Origin of the sequence: Cytobacillus oceanisediminis 2691 (assembly GCF_007678455.1) — a bacterium.
Lineage (GTDB): Bacteria > Bacillota > Bacilli > Bacillales > Cytobacillaceae > Mesobacillus > Mesobacillus oceanisediminis_A.
On sequence record NZ_VEEP01000006.1, the window covers coordinates 87,424 to 110,480 of the forward strand.

A 23,057-nucleotide genomic window follows, 5' to 3' on the forward strand; every position below is an offset into this window, starting at 1 on the left:
AAACGGGGTATTTTTATAGTACAAAAGTGTTATACTCCCTTGTTCTTCCTTACCATATCCTTATGGCTGAAAAAGTCGCTCAGGGCCTTGTTAATCATTGCCACACTCAGGGCGGTCATGGCGAAAAACAGGATTGGCACATAGACAATCCATTCATATGCAAGCATAAAGCGCTTGTTCAGGCCGATCAATCCAGACCATTCATGGGTGACCGAGGAAGGCGGCCCTTCGCCCAAGATCGTCCCGCCGAAGAGGACGAGCATGACACCAAGGTGGACAAGCAGCGTAAGCACCTGCAGGAATTGCTGGCCAAACATCAATATCCATTCTTCATAAAGCTGCGGAAGGATGTGCTTGAAATAGATATGGCGCTTGCTTCCTCCCAGTGTAATGGCTGACTCGATGAATTCCTCCTTCCAAATGCGGCGCTTTTGCTCAATCAGCTGGACAGTCAAGGCCGGCAGCGCGATCAATACCAAAATGATGAATTCATAGACCACCCTGACCCATAAAGGGTGATTGAAGCCGTTGATCGTATACATGACGACCGTGGCCAGCAGGAAGTAGGCAATCAGCGTCTGTGGGAAAAATGACAAAGGCTCGGCAATCGCTTTTAGCAGCTTGAAGATCCGTTCCGGGACCCTGAAAAGGAAATAACTGAGCACAACCGATAAAACCATCCTTAAAAAAGCGACAATCAAGACGATGCCGATTGAATATTTCGCTCCCTCAATGACCGTATGGAGCATATCATAGCCATACATGTCCGACCCCAAAACAAAAACATCAAATGGCGGATACGGCGGAGCCTCGTCCAGGCTTCCATCTTCATTGTAGACGAAAGGAACCTGCCTGATTTTCCCGTCGTTCACAACGGTGTTCAAAATGCTCAGGACCAGAAGAATCGTCAAAAAGGATACTCCAAATATGAATTTCTTCGTTTTCAGCAATTTGCTCATAAGGTTAACCTTCTAAAATCTATTAGTCTGTAAATCAGGAAAAACGGCGTGAAAAATAGAATGCAGCTAAACACGAATAGTTCGACGGATATATGCTTGATATTGAACAGCATCAAACCGTCCAGGTTAAATATGTATTCAACCATGACAAGCGTTGAAAGCATCATCCAGACAATCGTCTTGAAGTGACCCTGCAAATCCTGGCTGATATTGCGGAGCACATGGACATTCAGCATATAAAAATACGACAGGCCTTTTGCTTTTGCCAGCAAAATGTACTGCTGATCCAATTCTTCAAAGATTTTAAGGACGATAATCTGCGTCAGGAACAGAAAAAGCGGCAGGCTCAGGCTGATCAGCGGCAGCAGGAAAGCCTGGTGATCGGTTCCAAGCGAAGTCGTCTGGACGAATTTCACGCCAAAGGTCTTAAAAACCCAGATCACTACCGCCTGCAGCAGGAACATCCATAGCACATCAGGAACGGACCGGATGATTTCTATGAAGCTTAGAATATAGTCTTTTTGCTTTTCAAAAAAGAGAACGAGCAAATAGGACAGCAGGAACGCCGCAGCTGTGGCCGCGATAAGAGCCGTGCCCAATGTCGTCATCGAATAGAAAAAGCGGCCCATCACCGCCGGCAGCATCTCATGCTGGCCATTGTATGTCAGGCCAGTCAATGTGAAAATCTTGATGGCAAGGTCCTTTATGCTTTTGAAATATCCTTCCGTATCAAAGGTCAAATCCCTCAGGAGGACTGGCAGACTGCCGATGAAGATGAAAATGAGCACACCTGTTATGTATTGGATCAGAAGGCGGAGCAAACGTGTGGTACTTGTCTTAATCATCGAAATATTTCCCCTTTATTTGAGTTCCTCCCTAATTATATGAAATTTTTAAAAAATATGACAGTAACTTCCATCAGGTGCGCTCCTTTTTAATAAGGCGGTAAAAAGCCAGCAGCAGCGTTTGAACAAAAAGATAGATCGGGAAAGACCAATACATCTTATAGCCCTTGTCATAATGAAGCAAGCCAATCTGGAGCCCAATCCACTCCATCAGCATTGAAAATGCCGACCAGATCAAAACGTAAAAAATCACCTTAACACCAGAAATCTTGTATTTTTCATAGAAGTAAACAAAGAAATAACTGTATGGCCCATAGGATATGTAACTAAGGAAGTCCATGAACTGAAAGGCGGAGCGATCATTCACATCATAAAAATCCCACGGCTTGACACTGATGGTATGGTCGAAAAACAAGACAACATTGACCCCATAAAAGTAGTAGGCAATCGTTTCCAGCTTATTGAAAAGCTTCGGCGCAAACCAAAGGGCGCCATGCAGCACAATGAGGCTGCCAATGATGAACCACTCATTCTGGTTAAAAGCATCCTCATAAATTTTCATCTTTATTGCTCTCCTGGACGTTGATATTCAGCAGCATCCTCAAGACTCCAAGGGCGATCAACAAGTATATGGCATTAATAATACCACTGTAAAAAAGATTCCAGCGGATAAACTTAATGATTCCAAAATAGTCGTTAAACCAATCCATTCCAACCAGGATGAATAAAAAGGCTGGTAAAAGCAAAGCTATGTTTTTTCCCGATTCCTTCAGGAGGTAATAATTGATAAAAATTACGACGACAGCTGGCAGCAAAAGGTTTCGATAAAGCAGAAATGACAGGTAATCCAGATTGCCACTCGACTTTTCCATTAAATGCAGTTCCATCCGTACTATTGTGATGAAAAGGGTCGCTAAAAACACAATGACCATATATATAATGGAATTCTGCAAGAGGTTCAGCGGTCTCCGCATGGAAAATAAATGAAGAATGGCCAGGATTGCCAATGAAAGATAAAGTGGGAGAGGCATAATAAACATCCTTTAATAAATTTCAATTCATCACTCTTTACTTTGTCCATCTTCAAACATCCTAATCACCTGAATTAAAAACAGCATACAGCCGGAACCGTATGCTTGTTTTCAGTAGTTATTGGCGCAGGCGGACATGTTTTCTTTTGCAGTTTGCGGGTGGCAGTGTGATTCTGGATCTGGTGCTTTTTCGAGCGCCATCCATTTCCCTCTTTTGAACTGAATCGCCAGGACCACCGCACGAAATGCGATATCGGCGCCAATTGCGATCCAGACTCCTGCTAGTCCCCAGCCCAGTTTGATTCCAAGGATATAGACAAGCACCGTGCGCACTGCCCACATGCCAAAGCCTGTCAGGTACATCGGGAACTTGGTATTATTCGCACCTTGAAATGCCCCTGTCAGCACCATCAATACGGCCAGGAATGGCTGGAAAACTCCCGAGATTTTCAGGGCTGTACCGATATTGTCAATAACCTGCTGATCTTCGGTGAAAAAGCTGCCTGCCCAGTCACCAAGAAAGAAGAGCAACGCACCGAGTACGGTCATGAAGCCAACAGTAAGATAGGTCGAAAGCCTCGCGTAATGCTTGGCCTCTTCAATATTTCCGGCTCCGATCTGCTGCCCGACAAGGATGGTTGCCGCTGTCGCAAAACCATAGCCAATCATATAAGAAAAGACCTCTACATTCCCGGCAATCTGGTGGGCTGCAAATGCATTCGTCCCGAGCGCAACGACGAAGCCGAAATAGACGATTTGTCCTGCGCGCATGACCAGCCTTTCACCTGCCGCCGGTGCTCCCAGGGTTGTCAGCTCCTTAAGGTGAGTCTTGTCAATACTCCAGTAATCCTTGCGGAAGGCAAGGGTTTCTGTACGATTCACATAGTAGAATAATGCAATGCTGCCGATCAGCCTCGAGAATACCGTTGCCAGCGCGGCACCGACAATCCCCATTTCAGGTATGAATAAAAATCCGAAAATAAGGACGTAATCCAAAACGGCATTGATGATATTGATGACAATACTGACCTTCATCGGAGACTTTGTATCCCCTGCTCCCCTCAAAATGGCACTTAACACAAACATAAAGCTAATCACGATTGACGGAATCCCGACAATCCTGAAATAGAGGGCTCCAGCCTCGAGAACTTCTGCTTCTATCCCCATCAATTTGAGAAGAGGCTCTGCAAAAATCAATGTGATGATACCCGTTATGATTCCAAAAGCAGCAGCAAGAACGATCGATTGCTGTGATATATGCCTTGCTTTTTCCGGCAAGTTTGCACCGAGAAAGTTCGCAATCCTGACATTGGCTGCTACCCCAATTGCCATGAATAACGCAAAATAAATGGCAAGGACCGCATTGGTCACCCCTACAGCTGAAACTTCGGCAAGGCCAATTTTAGATACAAAGTATGTATCAACAAAGCCAAGGATCGTCTGAAAAAAATTCTCGATGACTGCCGGTATTGCCAGTACAGTAATGATTTTCAGCCGGCCTTTATCCGTCTGCGGCATGGTGATTTTCCCCTCAATGACCTTATCCTTCAATACATTAACCTCCTTTGCTGAGGAATGAAAACAAAAGCACACTATCAAAGTGTGCGCATCGTTTTTAGTATGGCTTACTCCTGTACCTCTATCACAAAAGAAACGGTATAGAGCTTGCCTTTATACTTGAACTGCCCCCAAATCTTGAACAATCCTTCCCTTGGGAAGCTTGTCATATACTCCACCCTGGGGCCCTTCGTGTTTTCATCGGCTGGATGGACATGAAGGAATTCGTTCATATCCTCGCTGACAATCACGACATGCCCTGCAGAACCAAGATAGGGCTCGAGTTCCGTAACAGGAGCTCCCGCATGATCTCTTAATTCGAAAATCAACTTAACCGGTTCATCCACCCTGGCCGTTGGAAGGATCAGTTCGATTTCAAGGTCATCTACCGTTTTTCTCAGGACTTTATCGGCGTTGATTTCTTCATCGCCTTCATGTCCAGTAACCACAAGTTCATGAGTTGCCAGCTGCTGATTTGCCCCTTCCGGCAGGAAATCGGCATACAGTTTATACCTGCCGGCTTTAGGGAAGGTTGTTTTAATCTGGAATCTCCCCTTTCCGAGATAAGCAGGGTGAAGATGCTGGAATACCGATAAATCCTTTTTAATAGCCAGGAGATGCATTTCTTTATCATGGACAGTGGTAAATACCTCATGCGCTTTGCCAGATGCATCTTTAATATCAATGATAATCTCCGTTTTCTGATTGCTTTCAATCGGTTCAGGATTTGACTTCCACTCCACCTCGACCTTCACAGCACGCTGCTCACCTAAAAGCTGGCCGTGACCGTGATCCCCTGGGTGGCCTGCATGGGAATCATGCATGCTATTGTCCTGATGTGGGTTGGCAGAGTGATCGGCGGCCGATCTGTTTTCTCCCGTTAAGCCATCCTGCTGCATAGAGCTGTGGCGGCTATCATGGTCATGTTCACGATTCATCCTCTCAACCTCCATTCTAAAAATTTATTCTTCCATAATATGACTGAAATGATTCACTACCTTCTTTTGTTCATCCACAGTACCGAGAGGTGTTACGTCCGCTTCATTCTCTTTAAGGAACTCTGTAATCATTTCGAGGAGCGTTACTTGCTGCAGTGCCATTTCAATATGTGCTTCCTTCACTTTAGGATCCTTCATCTTTAGAGCGGAGACGAAATTATCCTTTGCCATCGCCTCGGCAGATGTCTTGATTTCCATCGCGATATGCCTGTCCATCTTTTTGCTGCCTCTCGTTGTCGTTTCAAACTGATTCTGGGGAAGCTCATCGAAATCAGGAATCTTCTCGAAGCCGCTTTTATCTGGATCAAGCATATCCATCATAATGCGCACATGGCTGCGTATGATACCTGCCTTCAAATTTAGCAAATTTATCAGTTTTTCATCCTTTGCTTCTTTTGCCAAAAGCTTCACTTTCATAAGCATGCCGTCGTGGGCAGGTAAGTGGGATGTGATCAATCCTAAATCAGACGCTGGAAGTAACAAAAGAATATTCCTCCTTACTTTTTTCATTGCCTCAAATAACCACTACCACTTTCAGGGAAGGATAAACTCCATAGAAAATGCATATTTAGCTGATACGGTTTATTTTGTTTGCAATTGAAAAATAGCGCTTATAAAATACTACACGAGGTATACCAAAGGTATAATGTCAGAATCAACGATGGCCAAGGCTACAAAGGAGGCGCAAAAAAAGTGAAAAAGTTTGGTATAGCAGCACTGATCATCCTTGTCTTAGTCCTAGTAGGCGGCTGGTTATTCATGAGGATGATGGGCGGAGGCATGGGAGGGAATATGCCCGGCCAAGGCGGCGGAATGATGAACGGTGGCGGAATGGGAAATGGCGGAATGATGGGCGGCGGTTCCGGCCAGGTTGAGGATATGAAGAATGAATCTTTTGCCGAGGGAGAAAAGCCACTCCCGATTCCTCCGATTCTTGAAGATGAGAATCCCGACCCGGGCAAAGCAGAATTCACTCTTGTTGCCCAAAAAGGTTCGATGGAGTTTTTAGAAGGAAAAGCTACAGATACATTCGGGTATAATGGCGATTACCTTGGCCCAGTCATTCGCGTCAAAAAGGGCGATGACGTTTCTGTCAAAGTGAAAAATGAGATTGGTGAAGCAACCACTCTACACTGGCATGGTCTCGAAGTGGATGGTGAGGATGATGGCGGTCCTCACAACGGAATCCAGCCAGGGACTACCTGGAATCCGCAATTTAAAATCGAACAAAACGCGGCAACATTATGGTACCATCCGCACCTGCTCCATGAAACAGGAGAACATGTTTATAAAGGGCTTGCCGGGTTATTTTTAATCGATGATGAAGAAAGTGAAAAACTGGACCTGCCAGATGAATATGGTGTGAATGATATACCATTGATTGTCCAGGACAAACAGCTGGATGAAAATGGCCAGTTTGATTATGATTTGAGCATGCACGACGTGATGATGGGTCTCCAGGGTGACACCATTATGGTCAACGGAGCCATCAATCCGTATGTTGAGGTTCCGAAAGGAAAGGTTCGTTTCCGGCTGCTCAATGGGTCGAATGCGCGGATCTATCAATTCGCATTGAGCAATGGACAGGAATTTTACCAGATAGGTACGGATGGCGGTCTGATGGAAAAGCCTGTGAAGCTGAACAGCCTCATTTTAAGCTCCGCCGAGCGGGCAGAGCTGATTGTGGATTTTTCCGAATATGAAGAGGGCCAGACAGTCGAGTTGACAGACCAGGGCACCTCATTCATGAAATTCGTCGTAACTGGCGAGGAAAAAGGGCCAAAAGAACTTCCCTCCCAATTGGCTGACATTCCGCAAGTCGATGAATCCATGGCTTCCAGGACAAGAGAGTTTGTCATGTCAGGAATGGGAAGCAATGTCACTATCAACGGCAAACAGATGGATATGGATCGGATTGACGAGCAGCTCAAACTTCATGATACAGAGATATGGGAAATTTCGAACGAGGGCATGGGCATGATGGGCAATAATATGGGAATGGCTCACCCATTCCATGGCCATGGCACTCAGTTCCTGATTTTGGACCGGGATGGAAATCCGCCACCTGCAAACGAACGGGGCTGGAAAGATACGATTTTGGTCGCACCTGGAGAAAAAGTGCGTGCGATTGCGACATTCGACCATAAAGGTTTGTTCATGTACCACTGTCACATCCTGGAGCACGAGGACGCCGGGATGATGGGACAATTCACGGTAGAAGAGTAAGATTCCGGACATCCCCGGAGTCTTTTTTTTGTGGCATTAACCGATCAGGAGATGGACCCCTAAGGCAATCCCAAAAACAATCGCGATTGCCCGGTGGATTTTTTTATACGCGAGATACTTCTTCCCCTTTGCCCACTTGTCCAGGATCAAGCCAAAGGTTACAAGAAAAGCAAATCCTATCAATGTCGCTAATCCGCTGTAGATGCTTTCCCATTCTTCATTAGTCTGCAGGAAAAAATAAGAGCCATGCGCAATCGCTCCTGAAAAAGCAGCCCAGCCAATCAGTGTATGATGCTCCCTCAAAAGCTTGTATGCTATCTGGGCCCACTTCAAAAATCCAACTTTCCGTTTTTTTAATTGCAGGAATAGAAGTCTGGCCAGCCATAGTGCAAAGGCTGCGATCGCTCCTATTTCGGCTGCTGTTCCGACCTTCTCGTAAAGATCGCTCAACAAATCAGTTTCACCAGTGAAGAAACCGAGGATCAACATACCAGCAAATGCAGCAGTAACTATGTAGCCACCCAGCTTAATCCATTTTGACAAAGCATCTTGGGACATACGCTTCACTCCTTGTCTAATTATTCTATCCTATACCCTGAAACCCATTCTATATTAGGCAAAGAACAAATTCGCAAGCATCTCGTTCAGGCCAACAACAAACGCTGCCAACTTAAAAATAACGGTGTCGCTTGCTGGTCGGGCCTTGGATAAAACAAAAAGCATAAGGACCAACCCACTTATTTGGCCCTTATGCTTATTTTCACACCCAGCCTAATAACTTTGCCAGTTGGGCGATCACAAATGTTACAAGTAAGGCGATGACAGTCGGGATCATGAATGCCATAAAAGTCCATTTCTTGCTCTTTGTCTCCTTATAAATATTGATCAGTGTGGTTCCGCAAGGATAATGAAGGAGTGAAAACAACATCATGTTGAGAGCTGTCAGACAGGTCCAGCCCTGATCAAGGAAGATTTGCTTCAAATCCCCGATTCCTTCCACATCGATCAGTTCCCCTGTGGATAAATAACCCATCAACAGTACCGGCAATACAATTTCATTTGCCGGCAGGCCAATCAAGAAAGCCATAAGGATATATCCATCCAGCCCCAGCGATTGCCCAAGAGGATCTAAAAATTGCACAATATGCAGGAGGATGCTGGTTCCGCCTATATCGATGTTGGCGAAAACCCATGTCAGGACGGCTGCGGGCGCCGCGACTTTAACCGCCCTGTTAAGAACGGATAGCGATTTTGTCAGAGAAGCCCTGATCACAGTATCGAATATTTTCGGCTTTCGATATGGAGGCAGCTCCAATGTATAATGTGTCGGAACTCCTTTAAGCATTGTTTTTGAAAGAATCCAGGATACAAAGAATGTCACGATGATGCCAAACAATACAATCCCCACGATGACCGAAGTCGTCACGACCATTGCCATTCCGCCCGTAAAACCTGAAGCCATGAATAGTGAAGCAAGGACAATCAGTGTTCCCCATCTTCCGTTGCAAGGTACGAAGTTATTCGTAAGGATCGCCAGCATTCTTTCCCGCGGCGACTCGATGATTCTCGTAGACATCATCGCTGCCGCATTGCACCCAAAACCCATCGCCATTGTCAGCGATTGCTTTCCATGTGCGCCAACAGACTTAAAAAGTCGGTCCATATTAAAGGCAACACGCGGGAGATAGCCATAGTTTTCAAAGAGGGCAAATGTCGGGAAGAAAATCGCCATCGGCGGGAGCATGACACTGATCACCCATGTTGTGCCACGATAGAAACCTAGAACAAGTACACCATGTAGCCATTCAGGTGCATTGATCATTTCAAAAAACAAAGTGAGGTATCCTTCAATCCAGCCAAAAAATTCAGCCAGCATGGCAGATGGAACATTTGCGCCGGCAATCGTTAAATAAAAGACCACCCCGAGCATCACCAGCATGATCGGGAAACCAAGGATGGGCGAGGTGAAAATCGCATCTAATTTTTCAGTGCGCTGAGAGTGTTTATTTTTCGTGTAAGTAACTCCGGCCTGAACCAATTGACTGCTATTCTGATAGAGCTTCTCAACGATGCGGTCACGAGAGTCGGAGGTTGATAGTTTTTCAGCTTGATGAAGAATTTCTTCCAAAAGCTGATTTTGATCCAATGATTGAGATTCCATTACTGCAACACCTCCTCTGACGGTTGCCGCTTGCTGATTTCCTCAAGCAGCGCTTTATCTCCATCAAGTAAGCGCAAAGCAAGCCATCTGGATGGAATTCGGCTATTCCGAAGCTGTTTTACCAGCGGAATGAGGACTGCAATTTTTTCTTCGGTTTCTTCATCATAGGTGACCGGTACAGGATTACATGTGATCTCACCGCTCATCAGCCGGTCCATGGCATCGAGCAGCGCCGAAATGCCCGTTTTATTCCTGGCAGAGATTTTGATGACCGGTACCCCTAGCCGCCTCATTAAGATCTTTTCATTAATTTTAATCCCCATCTTCTCAGCCTCATCAATCAAATTGATGCAGATGATTACCTGGCCGGTCATCTCAAGAACTTGTAAAGCCAGGTTAAAATTCCGTTCCAGTGCAGTAGCGTCCAATACGACGAGTGTGAGATCAGGTTTTTCGAACACAATATAATTGCGGGCCACTTCTTCATCAAGAGAATTGGAGTAAAGCGAATAGGTACCAGGCAAATCGACTAGTTTAAAAGTGTTGCCTTTATATTGAAAGGAACCTTCCTTTAATTCAACCGTCTTTCCCGCCCAGTTTCCCGTATGCTGCTTCAATCCAGTCAAAACATTGAACAATGTACTTTTCCCCGTATTAGGGTTTCCAGCCAGCGCGACACGAAATTGCCTGCTCATCAGTCCATCAGCTCCCCTTCGATTTTTATGCTTTCATCTTTCCTTAAAGCGATCGTAGTATTGCTTACGCGAAAAGCAATTGGATCACCCAAAGGACTTTTCCTGATTACTTCCACGATCGCCCCAGGCACAAATCCTAAATCAAGCAGCCTTCTCCGCATGACCCCTTCAACTGATATGCACGTCAGCTTAATGACGTTTCCTTTTTCACCATCGGATAAACGGACTTTTTTTGATTCGCTCATTAATATTTCCTCCACCTTAAAAAGTTTCCTTAGTGCAACTTTTGTTTTTTATTATATGTAAGTGTGGAGAAAGTGTCAAAATTATTTTTATAAAACAAAAAAGCATATGGACAAATCCAGAAAATTGGATATGTCCATATGCTCTCCAGCCTTGGATAGCAGAATATGAAATCATCTTATTTTTACTTTTGACACGCTGTATTAATCATCTCCAACAGCTCTTCTTTTCCAAACCGGGCAATGAATTTATGGACCGGCTCGCGCTTTTTCCCATTCTCATTATATATGTCTATGAGACTCTCAACTCTTTGATAAAGCTCATCCGGAGTAAGCTGTTCATATAACAGGCTTCCCGGTGCAGCATCCTGCCCCTTTGATTTTCCCCCGGCATATAGATTGTAGCCGTCTTTCACTTTCATTATGCCGATATCGTTAATGAGCGGTTCACCGCAGCCGACCGGGCAGCCGGTATACGCTGGCTTCAGGGTAAAAGGGACAGCTTTGCCGGCGATCCTTTTGTTCAGTTCAATGGCAACGGGCATCCCTTCCTCCTCCGCTCCTTTGCAAAAATTACATGTGCGGAGACTTTTCACAAAGCTCCCAACTGGATAACAGCTGAGGCCAGCCTGTTCAAACTCTGCGATTGCCTCTTCTTTTCGGCTTTCCGGTATTTCGATATACAGCTGCTGAAACGTCGTCAGCTCCAGCTCCTGGTCCTCTCCCAGATATTTCGCCAGGGCCAGCAGCTGCCTGGCATTCAGTTTGGAGCCAAAATCAATGCCGCCATTAACGGCCAGCTTTATGGTTTTCTCAGTCGTTTCCAATTTATCTCCATCCTCCTTCACGCTTATATAGAATGAATTTATTTCCATCATACCGTGAAAAAGTGGAGAATGTGTGGATTTTTCGAATCAATTCATGATCGTGATTCCGTTAGGTATTTCCCCAACCTTGATTGTTTTTACTTGTTTGCTAGCCAAGTCAATGATACTGACTGTGTTATCGAACATATTGGTGACATAGGCGAACTTTCCGTCATTGCTAACAGTAACACCATGCGCTCCATTTCCTGTCTTGATCTCATCGACAACCGTTTTTGCTTCCAAATCAACTATTGACATGGAACTTGAAGGGGATTCCTCGGTACCCTGGTTCGCGACATACGCATACTTGCTGTCAGGACCAATATAGACCTGTGCCGGGCCTGTACCAACTTCCACCTTGGCCACTTGCTTCGTTTCTAGATCGACTATGGCTAGTGAGTTTTCTGAGAAAAGGGTTACTGCCAGGGTCTTTCCGTCCTTGGTCACTCCTGTTGTCACAGGTGTACTTCCTATTTTCATTCTTTCTTCCTGGAATGTTTCCAGATTGATTACACTTACTGTGTCCTCACCCATATTGGCGATATAGGCGAATTGGCTGTCAGGAGAAACCCTGAAACCATGTGGGCCATTGCCTGTGGGAACGGTTTTGATCACTTTATAGGCTGCCGCGTCAATGACTGAAACGGTGTCATCCTCGTTATTTGTTGTCAATACGTATTTGCCATCCCCTGAGTACACAACATGCGCCGGATGATTCCCAACCTCCACTTCTTTTAACAGTTCATTTGTAAAGGCATCATAGAATACTACTTTTCCAGAAGTTCCTCCTTCGTGACCGCCATGCCCGTGCCCAGACTCAGGAATTAGTGTTGCGGCAACAACTTTTCCATCAGGCGAAAGCTGGATATTATGAACCACTCCTTCCGCCTCGATGGTACCAGCCACCTTATTGTCTTTTACATTGATCTTGCTGATGGTCCCGCCCTCATTCGCGGTGAAATAATATTTTTCTGAAACTAGTTCTTGTTTGGCCGCTTTCACTTCAGGTTTCTTTTCAACCTTAGTAGCAGCACCCGTCCCACACCCTGCAAGAACAAGTCCAACAGAAGCAAACAGGCTAATCATTTTTACATTTAAACGACTCATTTTGAGCCCTCCTTTTCGGAAATCTACCACCATGATAATCCCGCCCATTCCTGCGAAAATGTTAAGTTCATCACAAACCAAAATATAAAGCTGAGAAATTTTACAGCTTTTTGAAATTGATAAAATCTGCAAATTTCCGGAGTAGAATTTACTATTTGTTTTCATTAGGGAAGGATAGTAGCAAAATAATTGATTTATTTTCTTGATAAGTTAAAATGATATCGAGTTTCGTTATTGGATTTCGATATCAGGGAAAGAAGGAATTTTACATGGAGGATAAAGTTCTCAGGAAACTTTTTCTCGGGTTCATCCAGATCCATATTTTGCATCATGCAAAAGAGCAAGAGATTTTTGGGTTGTGGATGCTGGAAGAGCTTAAAGAACACGGCTACAGTTTGAGCGCCGGGACTCTATATCCGATTTTGCACAGTATGGAATCAGATGGATTGCTGATAAAAGAAGAAAGAAAGGTCGAGGGAAAAATACGCAAATACTATCGGACAACAGACAAAGGAAACAGGGTGCTTGAGGAAGCCCAAAAGAAAGCGTACGAACTCTTCAAGGAAATCAAGGATTGATCAGAGGCTCGAAGATATATGTGTACCAGAATTCAGTGGATGAAGGGAGTGAAGCAGTTTGTTTGAACTTCAGAATGTGACTGTGAACGGTATTTTACAAATCGATCAGCTGACGATTCCGGAAAATCAATTCACCTGCATCCTTGGACCGAGCGGAAGCGGGAAGTCGACGCTATTGAGGCTTTTGAATGATCTGTCCAGCCCTGATGATGGGAAGATTCTTTATAAAAACAAACCAATCAACGAATTCGATCCGCTTCAGCTCCGAAGAACGGTTGTTATGGTGTCGCAGGCGCCGGTCATTTTTCAGGGCAGTATTGAAGATAATTTGCAGATTGGCCTTTCTTTTTCCGGAAAAGAAGCAGCAAGTGTTAAGGAAATGGAGACAATGCTCGAATTATTCATGCTTGATAAAAAGCTGGGCGATGAAGCGGAGAACCTGTCTGGCGGCGAAAAACAGCGTCTTTCCTGGGCCAGGGCGATGCTGCTGGATCCCGAGGTGTTTTTGCTGGACGAGCCGACCTCCGCGCTGGATGAAGAAACAGCCCGTACTGTGCTAACAAGATTTTACGAGTATGCAAAAAAGCATTCGAAAACAGTCATTATGATCACTCATTCAAAGGAACTGGCAGAGCTCGCAGCCGAGAATACGATTGACTTGTCCCAATACTCCCTTGGAAGCGAGGGGCTCTGATGGATGGTGTAATGGATCTATCGTTACTGCAGCTTGCTGCTGCCTATATCTTCATCCTGATATTAATCATCATTGTCAGGGTTCGCGGAATCCGCCGGGAAAAAGAAATCCTGCTGGCTACTGTGCGAATGTCCATCCAGCTTGTACTGGTCGGGTACCTTCTCGTCTATCTGTTTGATAATCCTAACCCCTGGTATACCTTGCTGATCATTGCCATCATGCAGATTTTTGCCATTTATAATGTGTACAAACGTACAAAGCACCCTCTTGGAAGCGGGATGAAAAAGTATATTGCTTATGCTATGGCAATCGGAATCCTATCGAGTTTGTTCTTTTTCATTCTCGTTGTCCTGGATGTTACTCCATGGTACGAACCGCGTTATTTCATCCCGATTGCCGGGATGATCATCGGAAATTCGATGACCGGTGTTTCGCTCGGGGTGAATAATTTAATTTCGGGATTTACATCGCACAAGGATGAGATCGAGGGCGCCCTGATGCTTGGCGCCACACCGAAGGACGCCGCCAGGAAGGTCGTCAACGAAGCTTTCGATTCTGCGATGCTGCCAACCATCAACTCAATGGTCGGGATGGGAATCATATTCCTGCCGGGAATGATGACGGGTCAAATTCTTTCCGGCACCTCCCCCATCGTTGCCGTGGAATACCAGATCGCCATCATGCTTGGGATTGTCGGAAGCGTGTCACTGACGGTGATTTTGTATTTGCAGATGGCCTATAAATCTTTTTTCAATGAGCGTTTTCAATTAGTTATGAAGGAGAATAAGAAATGAGAGAGAAAAAAAGTGTAACTTTCCAGTCGCTGCTGGAAATCTTGATGGTTTCGACCAGGCTCGGCCTGACATCTTTCGGCGGGCCTGTCGCCCATCTAGGCTATTTCCATGAAGAATATGTCCGCCGCAGGAAGTGGATGGACGAAAAAAGCTATGCGGATCTCGTGGCATTATGCCAGTTCCTGCCTGGCCCGGCAAGCAGCCAGGTCGGAATCGGTGTGGGGCTGATGCGCGGCGGATTGATCGGAGGATTGTTCGCATTCCTTGGATTCACCCTGCCTTCTGTTTTGGCACTTATCATCTTCGCTTTAATTTTACAGGGATTCGATATTGGAGACGCAGGCTGGATTCATGGTTTGAAAATTGTCGCTGTCGCGGTAGTGGCCCACGCTATACTCGGGATGGCACAGAAGCTTACTCCCGATCTGCCGCGGAAGACGATTGCTTTATTTGCGCTCGCTGCAACCCTGCTGTGGCAAACAGCGTTCACGCAAATTGGAGTCATCATAATCGCTGGAATTTTAGGATATGTTTTATTCAAGTCCCATACTGCATCTGCAGACGATTTGATGACTTTCTCAATTTCCAAAGGTGTTGGGTATATCAGCTTGGGACTCTTTTTCGGTTTGCTCATCCTCCTGCCGATTTTACGGGAAGCGACTTCACTTAATTGGATTGCCATGTTTGATAGCTTTTACCGATCAGGTTCCCTTGTTTTTGGCGGAGGACATGTAGTTTTGCCTCTGCTTGAACGCGAATTCGTGCCGACAGGCTGGCTGAGTGAGGAAGCCTTCCTCGCTGGATATGGCGCTGCCCAGGCAGTACCCGGACCCTTATTTACCTTTGCTGCCTATATCGGAGCAGTCATCAGCGGCTGGAAGGGCGGACTGCTCGCGACAGCGGCAATTTTTCTTCCGGCATTCCTGCTGATCCTTGGGACACTGCCTTTCTGGGATGCATTGAGAAGGAACAGCAAGATCAGCAGAGCGCTTATGGGCGTGAATGCCGCCGTTGTCGGCATCCTGATTGCGGCGTTCTATCATCCTATCTGGACAAGTTCCATTCTCGCGCCTGTTGATTTCGTGTTTGCAGCAGTTTTGTTCAGCATGCTTGTGTATTGGAAGCTTGCTCCTTGGATAGTCGTTGTTACTGGTGCGGTTGGGGGAATGATTTTGTCGATGATTTTTTAAAAAGGACGGGCTTTTGCCCGTTTTTTTGCTATTTGGGTAAGGTTTCATTGATTTCGCACCCATATTCCTGCTTCCGAATTCCGGTAAAATAGGTTTATTGGCGAAAATCTGATTTTATCGACCACATTTTTAATTATTTCGGCGGATTTTCAAATATATCGACCACTTTTCCGAATATATCGACCACATTTACAGATATATCGACCAAGTCAAAAAGAACCTTGACCGCTCATGGTCAAGGTTCTTCTAATCATTCAAATGTCCCTCTCACTAGCGGAACTTTATCTTCTACCATTACTTTTCCCATTGCGATGACCGTATCAATCTCAAGGTCCTTATCCAGCAGCACCAGATCTGCGTCACGTCCTGTTTGGATCCAGCCTTTTTGTGAAAGCTTTAAAACGGCTGCCGGGTTCGCCGTGATGACACGGATGGCCGTTTCGAGCGGAATCCCCTCTGATAAAACGGCTTCCTTAACAGCATAATATAAAGACGAAACCTGGCCAATCTGCAAACCGATTAGTTCACCATTTTGATCAAAATCTGGCAGGCTCGCCTGTCCGTCCGATGTGAAGGTAATCTGGCTGATGTCGACGCCCGCGTCGAGCATCCGCTTGAGACCAACACTGCATTTGACCTCTCCCTCTTCCAAAAACTTTGGAATGGAACTGGTAGTGAAATCAACCCAGCCGCCTTTTTTTGCGTATTCAATGCCCGCTTCAAACAGATGCGGATTCCGGTTGATATGGGTCGGATAAAATTGCCGGATCGGGATGTCGGTACTCTTGACGACCTCCTCGATCAGCTTCAGATGGTCGAGGCTGTCGCCGACATGGACATTGACGATGCCGCTTTTTCCAGCGAGCATCCCGCCGATCCTCGCTGCCGAAGCGATTTTGGCCAGCTCCTCGGCAGTCGGCTGGGATGAACGATGATCGGCGATCGCAATCTCGCCCGCTCCGATTACTTTATCAATCAAAATGATGTCGTCCTCAATTTTGCCGGTAAGCGTTTTGACAGGGACCTGATAGGAGCCCGTTTGCACATAGGTAGTGATGCCTTCTTCTTCTAACGCTCTTGCCTTGGCAATCAAGCTCGGCATCGTTCGTGTCGTGCCGTCAGTGCCGAGAACACCGACCAGCGTCGTGATGCCGGCAGTTGTCGCCTGGGTCAGCTGGATTTCCGGTGTCCTGGTACGGAACCCGCCTTCTCCGCCGCCGCCAATCAGGTGGACATGTGAATCGATGAAGCCTGGTACAACCGTCTTGCCCTCAGCATCAATAACTTTCACATCGACGAACTTTTCTGGAACTTCGATTTCATCCTGGATGAATCCGATTTTCCGATCGACAATTAAAATATCTTTTTTACCAATGTGATCTGGTGCGTAAATCTCGCCATTCTTAATAAGTGTCAGCATGCACTCTCCTCCAACTTCCTGCTGTTTCCTCAATTATAGCTTGTTTCAATTCTCTGAAAAAGAAGCTTGACAGTATATTCTTATCATACTATAATTTCGAGTATTACATTTTAATAAGTTGAAGCATTGAAGAGAGTTTATTAAGCCGGTCTCCCTGTTACTAGAGAATCAGTGGTTGGTGAAAACTGATACAAAGTCCTGGTGAATTTCGTTCTTGGAGCTTTTCCTTTAATACACATTGTAAAAAAGGAACGGACTTGGCCGTTATCCAATTAACTTGAGCGGGAAGCGTATTTTTGCTTCCAAATAGGGTGGTACCGCGTGTTCAGCCACGTCCCTATCCAGATCGTTGGATAGCGGCGTGGCTTTTTATTTTGCCCGGACGTCCAGCGGCTCAGCTGAAATAGAGAGAAAAGGGAGAATCAACATGGAGAAAGAGCAATGGTCATCAAAGATTGGATTTATCCTTGCCGCAGCCGGTTCGGCAATCGGAATCGGGGCAATCTGGAAGCTTCCTTATGTGACGGGGGTCAGCGGCGGCGGAGCGTTTTTCCTCATGTTCATTTTATTTTCGCTGTTCATCGGCCTGCCGCTGCTGCTTGCGGAATTCGTGATCGGCCGCAGTACTGGAAAAGAAGCGATCCGTGCTTATCTAGAAATCGCGCCTAAAAGCAAATGGTATTTGATCGGGATACTCGGTGTCGTTACCAGCTTCGTGCTGCTTAGCTTTTACAGTGTGGTTGGCGGCTGGATCAGTGTTTATTTTGTAAAGGGGCTTGCTGGCGGAGTGATCCAGGAAGGCGCCGATTATGGTGAGCTGTTCGGGACGACGATCAGCGATCCGTGGAGTGTACTCGCCGCGCAGGCTGCGTTCTTGCTGATGACCATCGTGGTAGTCGCCAAAGGCGTCCAGTCTGGCATTGAAAAAGCGAGTAAAATCCTAATGCCAGCCCTGTTCCTGCTTTTTATCATCTTGATCGTCCGTTCACTCACGCTCGATAACGCGTTAACTGGAGTAAAGTTCTTCCTCGCTCCGGATTTTTCAAGCATCACCTCCGAAAGCATCTTATTCGCGATGGGACAATCCTTTTTCTCCCTGAGCATCGGGGTATCAGTAATGGTGACATACAGCTCCTACCTGCCGAAAAAAGGCAGCCTTGTACAGCCGGCCCTGTCAGTTGTCGGGATGAACCTGTTCATCGCACTGCTTGCCGGACTGGCGATCTTTCCGGCTGTATTCTCACTCGGATTTGAACCTGCTGAAGGTCCGGGACTGCTATTTGTCGTCCTGCCAGCGGTTTTTGAAAAAATGGTTTTCGGCGAGCTGTTCCTGCTGCTGTTTTTAGCGTTATTCCTGTTCGCGACACTGACATCGGCATTCTCGATGCTTGAAATTGTCGTCGCCACTCTTGCAAAAGGCGATCGTAAAAAGCGCGCCAGATTCGCATGGATTGCCGGCGGATTGATCTTCCTTCTCGGCATCCCATCCGCCCTGGCTTTTGGAATTCTGGCGGATGCAACGGTTTTCGAAAAAAACATCTTTGACACAGCCGACTTCCTGGTAAGCAATATCCTGATGCCGCTTGGAGTCCTGCTGATTTCGATTTTCGTTCCGCTGAAAATCAGGAAAGAAGTTTTAAGGCAGGAGCTTCTCCAACATTCCAAAACAGGCAGCTGGCTTTTTAATCTCTGGTACAATGTCATGAGGTTCATCGTTCCAATCGTCATCATCATTGTATTCCTTGATTCACTAGGCCTCATATAAAAGGAAGCTGGCATTACGCCAGCTTCTTTTTTAGTTGATACATACAATCACAAAATCTATCATCAGTATAATTTTTCCCTATAATGCAAAACCTTTTGTGTAGATGACTGGCATCGGAGGGATTTTTTATGTTCTTCAAGAAACAGAAACGTGAAGCTCCTGACAGCATGAATGAAAAAAATCTCGACGACAAGGAGTTAATCCCCGTATCCAAAGATGAATTCATCAACATTATGAAAGAGCGTCTTCATCATAGTGCCGACCTAAACACAAAAGAATTGGCCAATGGTTTCACCCTTGTTTTCCTCGACACTTTGACTGATAAGAAAATGTTGAATGAGGATATTTTATCGCGTTTGGCTGGCACCTCTGCTACACCGGATGAAGCTTTAAAGAGCATAACGGTTTCGAGCACTTTGAAGCATAAGTACGTTGAAGATGGTGTCGATTCGATACTGAAAGGTGCCGTACTGGTCCATTCTACTGGATACCCTGTCATTATCAGCGCAGTTGTGGCTACCCAGGAAAACCGCTCATTGACCAGGCCGGAAAATGAATCCCAGGTGATGGGACCGCAAATCGCCTTCAATGAGAGTCTGGCAACGAATATATCACTGCTTCGCCGTTTTCTTACAAATGCCAATCTATGCAATGAAAGTTTTAAAGTAGGAAAACAAACGAATTCTGCGGTTGCGCTGCTTTATTTAAAAGATATTGCCGATGAAGAGATGGTTGACAGAATGCGTGAACGGATTCAGAGCATCGACATCGATTCAGTCCTTGATAGCTCTTTCTTGATCCAGCTTATCGAAGACAATTCACTGGCAATTTTCCCGCAAATGCTGCTGACGGAAAGACCAGATCGTGCCTGTGCATGGCTTTTGAACGGAAAAGTAGTGGTACTGGTGGATGGCAGTGTCCAGGTCATCGGAGCACCGCAAACCTTCATCGAATTTTTTCAGAGCATGGAGGATGAAAGTGTCAGATGGCAGATTGCCACTTTTATCAGGATCCTGCGCGTTTTTTCCATGATAGTCTCGATTTTTTTCACCGCCATTTATGTTGCGTCTTTGACATTCCATTACGAAATCATTCCACAGACATTGCTGGTCCCGCTCGGTGAATCAAGATCGCGTGTTCCTTTTCCGCCCATTATTGAGGCATTATTGCTCGAAACAATGATTGAGCTCCTCCGGGAAGCAGGAGCCCGGCTGCCAACGAAAGTCGGCCAGACAATGGGTATCGTAGGCGGTATTGTAGTTGGTACAGCTGCAGTAGATGCCGGATTCACAAGCAACATCCTGATCATCATCATTGCCGTTAGCGCCCTTGCCTCTTTTACAACACCAAACTATACGATGGGCAATGTCATACGGATCCTGCGCTTTCCCTTAATTATTTTAGCTGGTTTTTGGGGTTTTTACGGGCTGATGTTCGGCTTTTGTTTCCTGCTGATCCACCTGATCCGCCAATCCAGTCTTGGAAGCCCATTTCTGGCTCCTTTTTACCCGCCGAGATTTGCAGACTGGCGGGACAGCATCATCCGTCTCCCGATTGGCTGGACCAATAGTCGTCCAAAACAGGCAAGACCAGATGACAAAATGAAATTCAGAGCCCAAAAAACCAAAGAATAAAGATGTGGTGTTATGAATGAAAATCCTGATCGAGGTAAAACCGCAGAGTATGGTCAATACCATGCTGCTCGTATTCGTGATTTTTTCCATGCAGGTAGGCGTAGGCATCCAGGGATTCCAGAGGGTCATTTATATGGAAGCAAAGCATGATGCCTGGATTTCCGTTATTTTGAGTGGTGTTGCAACTGCAATCGTTGGGTTCATCATGGTCAAGACTTTGAAAGCCTATGAGAATACGGACCTCTATGGAATTCAATATGATGTACTTGGAAAATGGTTCGGGAACATGCTCAATATCTTATTTGTCATTTATTTTCTTGGAGGATTCCACATCATTGTCCGAAATTATATTGAAGTTATCCAGGCGTGGATTTTCCCTGAAGTACCGGACTGGCTGATTTCCCTTACTCTTCTCTACCTTGTCTACTACGGACTAAATGGAGGACTGAGGACAGTGGTAGGAGTATGCTTCTTTAGTGTAGGTCTGTCCTTCTGGCTAATTCTCCTGCTTGCCTATCCCTTCCAGTTCGCCAATTGGGATTACTTATTTCCGATGTTCGAAGCGAGCATTCCGGAAATTTTAAGGGGTACAAAACAAATGACATTCACTGTCGTCGGCTTTGAGATCATCTATGTAATCTATCCTTTTTTAAAAGAAAAAGACAAGGTCCACAAATATATGCAAGTAGGCCTTTTTTTTACCACCATCCTTTACCTCACGATTATGGTGGTCTCCCTGGCCTATTTTAGCGGAGGACAGTTGGAACGGACGATTTGGGGAACTCTCTCTCTCTTAACAATCGTCCGCTTTCCTTTCATAGAAAGATTTGAATACGTGGCTATTACCTTCTGGGTGTTGCTGATCATGCCGAACTTGATGCTCTATATGTGGGCGGCTACCCGAGGTATTTCAAGGGTTTTTGGTAAAAAGGAACAGAAAGTCAGTTGGAAGTTGCTGATATTTTTATTCTTGACCCTGCTTTATCCACTCACCAGGGTACAAATCAATATGATGAACGATTATTTCGCAAAAGGTGCCTTCTATATCGTGTTTATCTATCCATTCCTGCTATTCGGTGCAGTTCTAGTCAAAAAGAAATTTTTCCGAAAAAAGGATGAGGCCAATGTACAAAAAAATGAATAAAATCATCATTGCGATCCTTGTCATCATCATTTCCGGCTGTGCTGATCCGAAAACATTGGAGCGAATGGGTTTGGTCACAACAATCGGATATGATACGACAGAAGATAAAAATGTTCTTGTAACAATGGTACTGTTGCAAATTGATCCAGAGGCAGCTCAGAATTCCATTATCCTTTCCGCAAAATCAGAGACTAGCAAAGGGGCGAAAAACAAAGCTGATTTAAAAAGCCCTAAAAAGCTGCAATCAGGTCAACTCCGGGTAGCACTAGTCAGCGAAGAGTTCGCACAGCTAGGTATCATCAATCTCGTAGACACCCTGGCACGGGATCCGGCTATCAGCAATCTCACCTATCTTGCAGTCGTTGAAGGCAGTACACATAAACTGCTCAAACAGAAAAACGCGGGGTTTTCCGATATCAGCCAGCTCATTTATAAGGAACTAGATCAAAATATAAAAGGGGAAAAAATCCCCTCGTCAACTCTGCAGGAAGTCATGCAAGATTATTATGCTGCAGGAACTGACCCGGTTTTGCCCACTATAAGGGGGGAAAACGGAGAAATTATCATTACCGGCATGGCGTTGTTCAAGAATGATAAAATGGTCAGCAAGGCCAATCCCGATGAAGCATTTTTTCTGAAATTGGTCAATGACCGATATAAAACAGGAGCAATAGAAATAACCATCCCAAAAGGCGGTTTTGGTATTCCGGAGTCAATTAAAGCTCCTGACCAAATGTCCGTGGTCCTGGATACGATCACAAGCAAAAGTGATATCAACCTGCTCAACAAAGACAACCTCCAGTTCGAAATGAAAATCAAATTAACAACAAGATTGCTTGAGGTCAATCAAGTAATGGACATTAAGAACCCAGTACTACTAAAAAAACTGGAAGACAGACTTAGTGAAAAAATCACCTCCGAAATTGAGAACCTGGTTGAAAAGGCGCGCGTGGCCGGAGCAGATCCATTCGGGTTTGGCGAAATTTACCGTAAAAGCGTCAGAGGCACAAACCTGACTGCATCGAAATGGCACAAGATGTATCCGGATAGCAAGGTTAATGTAAAGGTGGACTTCGAGATTCTGCGGACAGGGGTTGTGGAATAATACGAAAAAAGCGGGAGTCTCGTGTGATGGCTCCCGCTTTGGTTTC

The 23,057-nt window shown here is 45.5% G+C and carries 23 protein-coding genes and 1 other annotated feature; of the genes, 9 read left to right on the plus strand and 14 right to left on the minus strand.

Annotated features, from left to right (window positions below; translation table 11 throughout):
* Nucleotides 1-29: 29 nt before the first annotated feature.
* The 7 genes from FS736_RS13135 to FS736_RS13165 all read right to left on the minus strand — a co-directional run bounded on the left by FS736_RS13135 (nt 30) and on the right by FS736_RS13165 (nt 5,873).
* Nucleotides 30-959 (minus strand): peptide ABC transporter permease, encoded by a 930-nt coding sequence (locus tag FS736_RS13135; RefSeq protein ID WP_144477968.1) that lies wholly within the window; start codon nt 957-959, stop codon nt 30-32.
* Complete coding sequence (locus FS736_RS13140; RefSeq protein WP_144477970.1) at nt 956-1,804, minus strand: ABC transporter permease subunit; 849 nt, start codon at nt 1,802-1,804, stop codon at nt 956-958. The genes FS736_RS13135 and FS736_RS13140 overlap by 4 nt, the downstream gene beginning before the upstream one ends.
* Nucleotides 1,805-1,877: 73 nt before the next feature.
* Nucleotides 1,878-2,366: a hypothetical protein gene (locus FS736_RS13145; protein WP_144477972.1), complete on the minus strand. Its 489-nt coding sequence runs from the start codon at nt 2,364-2,366 to the stop codon at nt 1,878-1,880.
* Nucleotides 2,353-2,835, minus strand: a complete 483-nt coding sequence (locus FS736_RS13150; RefSeq protein WP_144477974.1) for a hypothetical protein — start codon at nt 2,833-2,835, stop codon at nt 2,353-2,355. The genes FS736_RS13145 and FS736_RS13150 overlap by 14 nt, the downstream gene beginning before the upstream one ends.
* Before the next feature lie 111 nt (nt 2,836-2,946).
* On the minus strand, nt 2,947-4,353 hold the full coding sequence (locus tag FS736_RS13155; protein ID WP_186326799.1) for an MATE family efflux transporter: 1,407 nt from the start codon (nt 4,351-4,353) through the stop codon (nt 2,947-2,949).
* Nucleotides 4,354-4,460: 107 nt separating this feature from the next.
* On the minus strand, nt 4,461-5,330 hold the full coding sequence (locus tag FS736_RS13160) for a hypothetical protein (protein WP_144477978.1): 870 nt from the start codon (nt 5,328-5,330) through the stop codon (nt 4,461-4,463).
* A gap of 24 nt (nt 5,331-5,354) precedes the next feature.
* On the minus strand, nt 5,355-5,873 hold the full coding sequence (locus FS736_RS13165) for a hypothetical protein (protein ID WP_144477979.1): 519 nt from the start codon (nt 5,871-5,873) through the stop codon (nt 5,355-5,357).
* 210 nt (nt 5,874-6,083) lie between these two features.
* Between FS736_RS13165 and FS736_RS13170 the strand changes: the two genes are divergently transcribed.
* Complete coding sequence (locus FS736_RS13170; RefSeq protein ID WP_260983597.1) at nt 6,084-7,616, plus strand: multicopper oxidase family protein; 1,533 nt, start codon at nt 6,084-6,086, stop codon at nt 7,614-7,616.
* A 36-nt stretch (nt 7,617-7,652) separates the two neighbouring features.
* On the opposite strand, the gene FS736_RS13175 is transcribed toward FS736_RS13170, so the two are convergent.
* The 6 genes from FS736_RS13175 to FS736_RS13200 all read right to left on the minus strand — a co-directional run bounded on the left by FS736_RS13175 (nt 7,653) and on the right by FS736_RS13200 (nt 12,687).
* A complete protein-coding gene (locus FS736_RS13175) occupies nt 7,653-8,174 on the minus strand; it encodes a hypothetical protein (protein WP_144477981.1) in 522 nt (173 codons plus the stop codon).
* A 202-nt stretch (nt 8,175-8,376) separates the two neighbouring features.
* Nucleotides 8,377-9,777, minus strand: coding sequence for a nucleoside recognition domain-containing protein (locus tag FS736_RS13180; protein ID WP_144477983.1), 1,401 nt, complete (start codon nt 9,775-9,777; stop codon nt 8,377-8,379).
* Nucleotides 9,777-10,472, minus strand: coding sequence for a FeoB small GTPase domain-containing protein (locus tag FS736_RS13185; RefSeq protein ID WP_144477985.1), 696 nt, complete (start codon nt 10,470-10,472; stop codon nt 9,777-9,779). The genes FS736_RS13180 and FS736_RS13185 overlap by 1 nt, the downstream gene beginning before the upstream one ends.
* Nucleotides 10,472-10,717 carry a FeoA family protein gene (locus FS736_RS13190; RefSeq protein ID WP_144477987.1) on the minus strand — a complete coding sequence of 82 codons (246 nt, stop codon included), beginning with the start codon at nt 10,715-10,717 and terminating at the stop codon, nt 10,472-10,474. Before FS736_RS13190 ends, FS736_RS13185 begins: the two co-directional genes overlap by 1 nt.
* A 182-nt stretch (nt 10,718-10,899) precedes the next feature.
* Nucleotides 10,900-11,541, minus strand: a complete 642-nt coding sequence (locus FS736_RS13195) for an NAD(P)/FAD-dependent oxidoreductase (protein WP_186326778.1) — start codon at nt 11,539-11,541, stop codon at nt 10,900-10,902.
* An 87-nt stretch (nt 11,542-11,628) separates the two neighbouring features.
* Nucleotides 11,629-12,687 carry a YncE family protein gene (locus FS736_RS13200; protein WP_144477989.1) on the minus strand — a complete coding sequence of 353 codons (1,059 nt, stop codon included), beginning with the start codon at nt 12,685-12,687 and terminating at the stop codon, nt 11,629-11,631.
* A 269-nt stretch (nt 12,688-12,956) separates the two neighbouring features.
* On the opposite strand from FS736_RS13200, the gene FS736_RS13205 reads away from it, so the two are divergent.
* The 4 genes from FS736_RS13205 to FS736_RS13220 are packed head-to-tail and all read left to right on the plus strand — an operon-like array spanning nt 12,957 to nt 15,943.
* Nucleotides 12,957-13,265: a PadR family transcriptional regulator gene (locus FS736_RS13205; RefSeq protein WP_144477991.1), complete on the plus strand. Its 309-nt coding sequence runs from the start codon at nt 12,957-12,959 to the stop codon at nt 13,263-13,265.
* A 58-nt stretch (nt 13,266-13,323) separates the two neighbouring features.
* Complete coding sequence (locus FS736_RS13210; RefSeq protein ID WP_144477993.1) at nt 13,324-13,959, plus strand: ABC transporter ATP-binding protein; 636 nt, start codon at nt 13,324-13,326, stop codon at nt 13,957-13,959.
* Complete coding sequence (locus FS736_RS13215) at nt 13,959-14,753, plus strand: ABC transporter permease (RefSeq protein ID WP_144477995.1); 795 nt, start codon at nt 13,959-13,961, stop codon at nt 14,751-14,753. The genes FS736_RS13210 and FS736_RS13215 overlap by 1 nt, the downstream gene beginning before the upstream one ends.
* Nucleotides 14,750-15,943, plus strand: a complete 1,194-nt coding sequence (locus FS736_RS13220; RefSeq protein WP_144477997.1) for a chromate transporter — start codon at nt 14,750-14,752, stop codon at nt 15,941-15,943. Before FS736_RS13215 ends, FS736_RS13220 begins: the two co-directional genes overlap by 4 nt.
* Nucleotides 15,944-16,193: 250 nt before the next feature.
* Here the strand turns inward: FS736_RS13220 and iadA are convergent, their stop codons facing one another.
* Nucleotides 16,194-17,363, minus strand: coding sequence for a beta-aspartyl-peptidase (gene iadA, locus FS736_RS13225; protein WP_144477999.1), 1,170 nt, complete (start codon nt 17,361-17,363; stop codon nt 16,194-16,196).
* Nucleotides 17,364-17,480: 117 nt separating this feature from the next.
* Nucleotides 17,481-17,705: a binding site (T-box leader), on the plus strand.
* 85 nt (nt 17,706-17,790) lie between these two features.
* On the opposite strand from iadA, the gene FS736_RS13230 reads away from it, so the two are divergent.
* The 4 genes from FS736_RS13230 to FS736_RS13245 all read left to right on the plus strand — a co-directional run bounded on the left by FS736_RS13230 (nt 17,791) and on the right by FS736_RS13245 (nt 23,011).
* Nucleotides 17,791-19,128 carry a sodium-dependent transporter gene (locus FS736_RS13230; RefSeq protein WP_144478001.1) on the plus strand — a complete coding sequence of 446 codons (1,338 nt, stop codon included), beginning with the start codon at nt 17,791-17,793 and terminating at the stop codon, nt 19,126-19,128.
* A gap of 128 nt (nt 19,129-19,256) precedes the next feature.
* Complete coding sequence (locus tag FS736_RS13235; protein WP_260983598.1) at nt 19,257-20,762, plus strand: spore germination protein; 1,506 nt, start codon at nt 19,257-19,259, stop codon at nt 20,760-20,762.
* Nucleotides 20,763-20,778: 16 nt separating this feature from the next.
* Nucleotides 20,779-21,906 (plus strand): GerAB/ArcD/ProY family transporter, encoded by a 1,128-nt coding sequence (locus FS736_RS13240; protein WP_144478003.1) that lies wholly within the window; start codon nt 20,779-20,781, stop codon nt 21,904-21,906.
* The gene (locus FS736_RS13245; protein WP_186326779.1) at nt 21,887-23,011 is read left to right on the plus strand and encodes a Ger(x)C family spore germination protein; all 1,125 of its coding nucleotides are present in this window, start codon (nt 21,887-21,889) and stop codon (nt 23,009-23,011) included. Before FS736_RS13240 ends, FS736_RS13245 begins: the two co-directional genes overlap by 20 nt.
* Nucleotides 23,012-23,057 lie beyond the last annotated feature (46 nt).

Coding starts and splice junctions, on each gene's coding strand:
- FS736_RS13205 (WP_144477991.1), top strand. CDS start 12,957: ATGGAGGATAAAGTTCTCAGGAAACTTTTTCTCGGGTTCATCCAGATC.
- FS736_RS13220 (WP_144477997.1), top strand. CDS start 14,750: ATGAGAGAGAAAAAAAGTGTAACTTTCCAGTCGCTGCTGGAAATCTTG.
- FS736_RS13200 (WP_144477989.1), bottom strand. CDS start 12,687: ATGAGTCGTTTAAATGTAAAAATGATTAGCCTGTTTGCTTCTGTTGGA.
- FS736_RS13235 (WP_260983598.1), top strand. CDS start 19,257: ATGTTCTTCAAGAAACAGAAACGTGAAGCTCCTGACAGCATGAATGAA.
- FS736_RS13190 (WP_144477987.1), bottom strand. CDS start 10,717: ATGAGCGAATCAAAAAAAGTCCGTTTATCCGATGGTGAAAAAGGAAAC.
- FS736_RS13245 (WP_186326779.1), top strand. CDS start 21,887: ATGTACAAAAAAATGAATAAAATCATCATTGCGATCCTTGTCATCATC.
- FS736_RS13160 (WP_144477978.1), bottom strand. CDS start 5,330: ATGAATCGTGAACATGACCATGATAGCCGCCACAGCTCTATGCAGCAG.
- FS736_RS13175 (WP_144477981.1), bottom strand. CDS start 8,174: ATGTCCCAAGATGCTTTGTCAAAATGGATTAAGCTGGGTGGCTACATA.
- FS736_RS13145 (WP_144477972.1), bottom strand. CDS start 2,366: ATGAAAATTTATGAGGATGCTTTTAACCAGAATGAGTGGTTCATCATT.
- FS736_RS13240 (WP_144478003.1), top strand. CDS start 20,779: ATGAAAATCCTGATCGAGGTAAAACCGCAGAGTATGGTCAATACCATG.
- FS736_RS13155 (WP_186326799.1), bottom strand. CDS start 4,353: ATGCCGCAGACGGATAAAGGCCGGCTGAAAATCATTACTGTACTGGCA.
- FS736_RS13215 (WP_144477995.1), top strand. CDS start 13,959: ATGGATGGTGTAATGGATCTATCGTTACTGCAGCTTGCTGCTGCCTAT.
- FS736_RS13230 (WP_144478001.1), top strand. CDS start 17,791: ATGGAGAAAGAGCAATGGTCATCAAAGATTGGATTTATCCTTGCCGCA.
- FS736_RS13185 (WP_144477985.1), bottom strand. CDS start 10,472: ATGAGCAGGCAATTTCGTGTCGCGCTGGCTGGAAACCCTAATACGGGG.
- FS736_RS13140 (WP_144477970.1), bottom strand. CDS start 1,804: ATGATTAAGACAAGTACCACACGTTTGCTCCGCCTTCTGATCCAATAC.
- FS736_RS13180 (WP_144477983.1), bottom strand. CDS start 9,777: ATGGAATCTCAATCATTGGATCAAAATCAGCTTTTGGAAGAAATTCTT.
- FS736_RS13150 (WP_144477974.1), bottom strand. CDS start 2,835: ATGCCTCTCCCACTTTATCTTTCATTGGCAATCCTGGCCATTCTTCAT.
- iadA (WP_144477999.1), bottom strand. CDS start 17,363: ATGCTGACACTTATTAAGAATGGCGAGATTTACGCACCAGATCACATT.
- FS736_RS13135 (WP_144477968.1), bottom strand. CDS start 959: ATGAGCAAATTGCTGAAAACGAAGAAATTCATATTTGGAGTATCCTTT.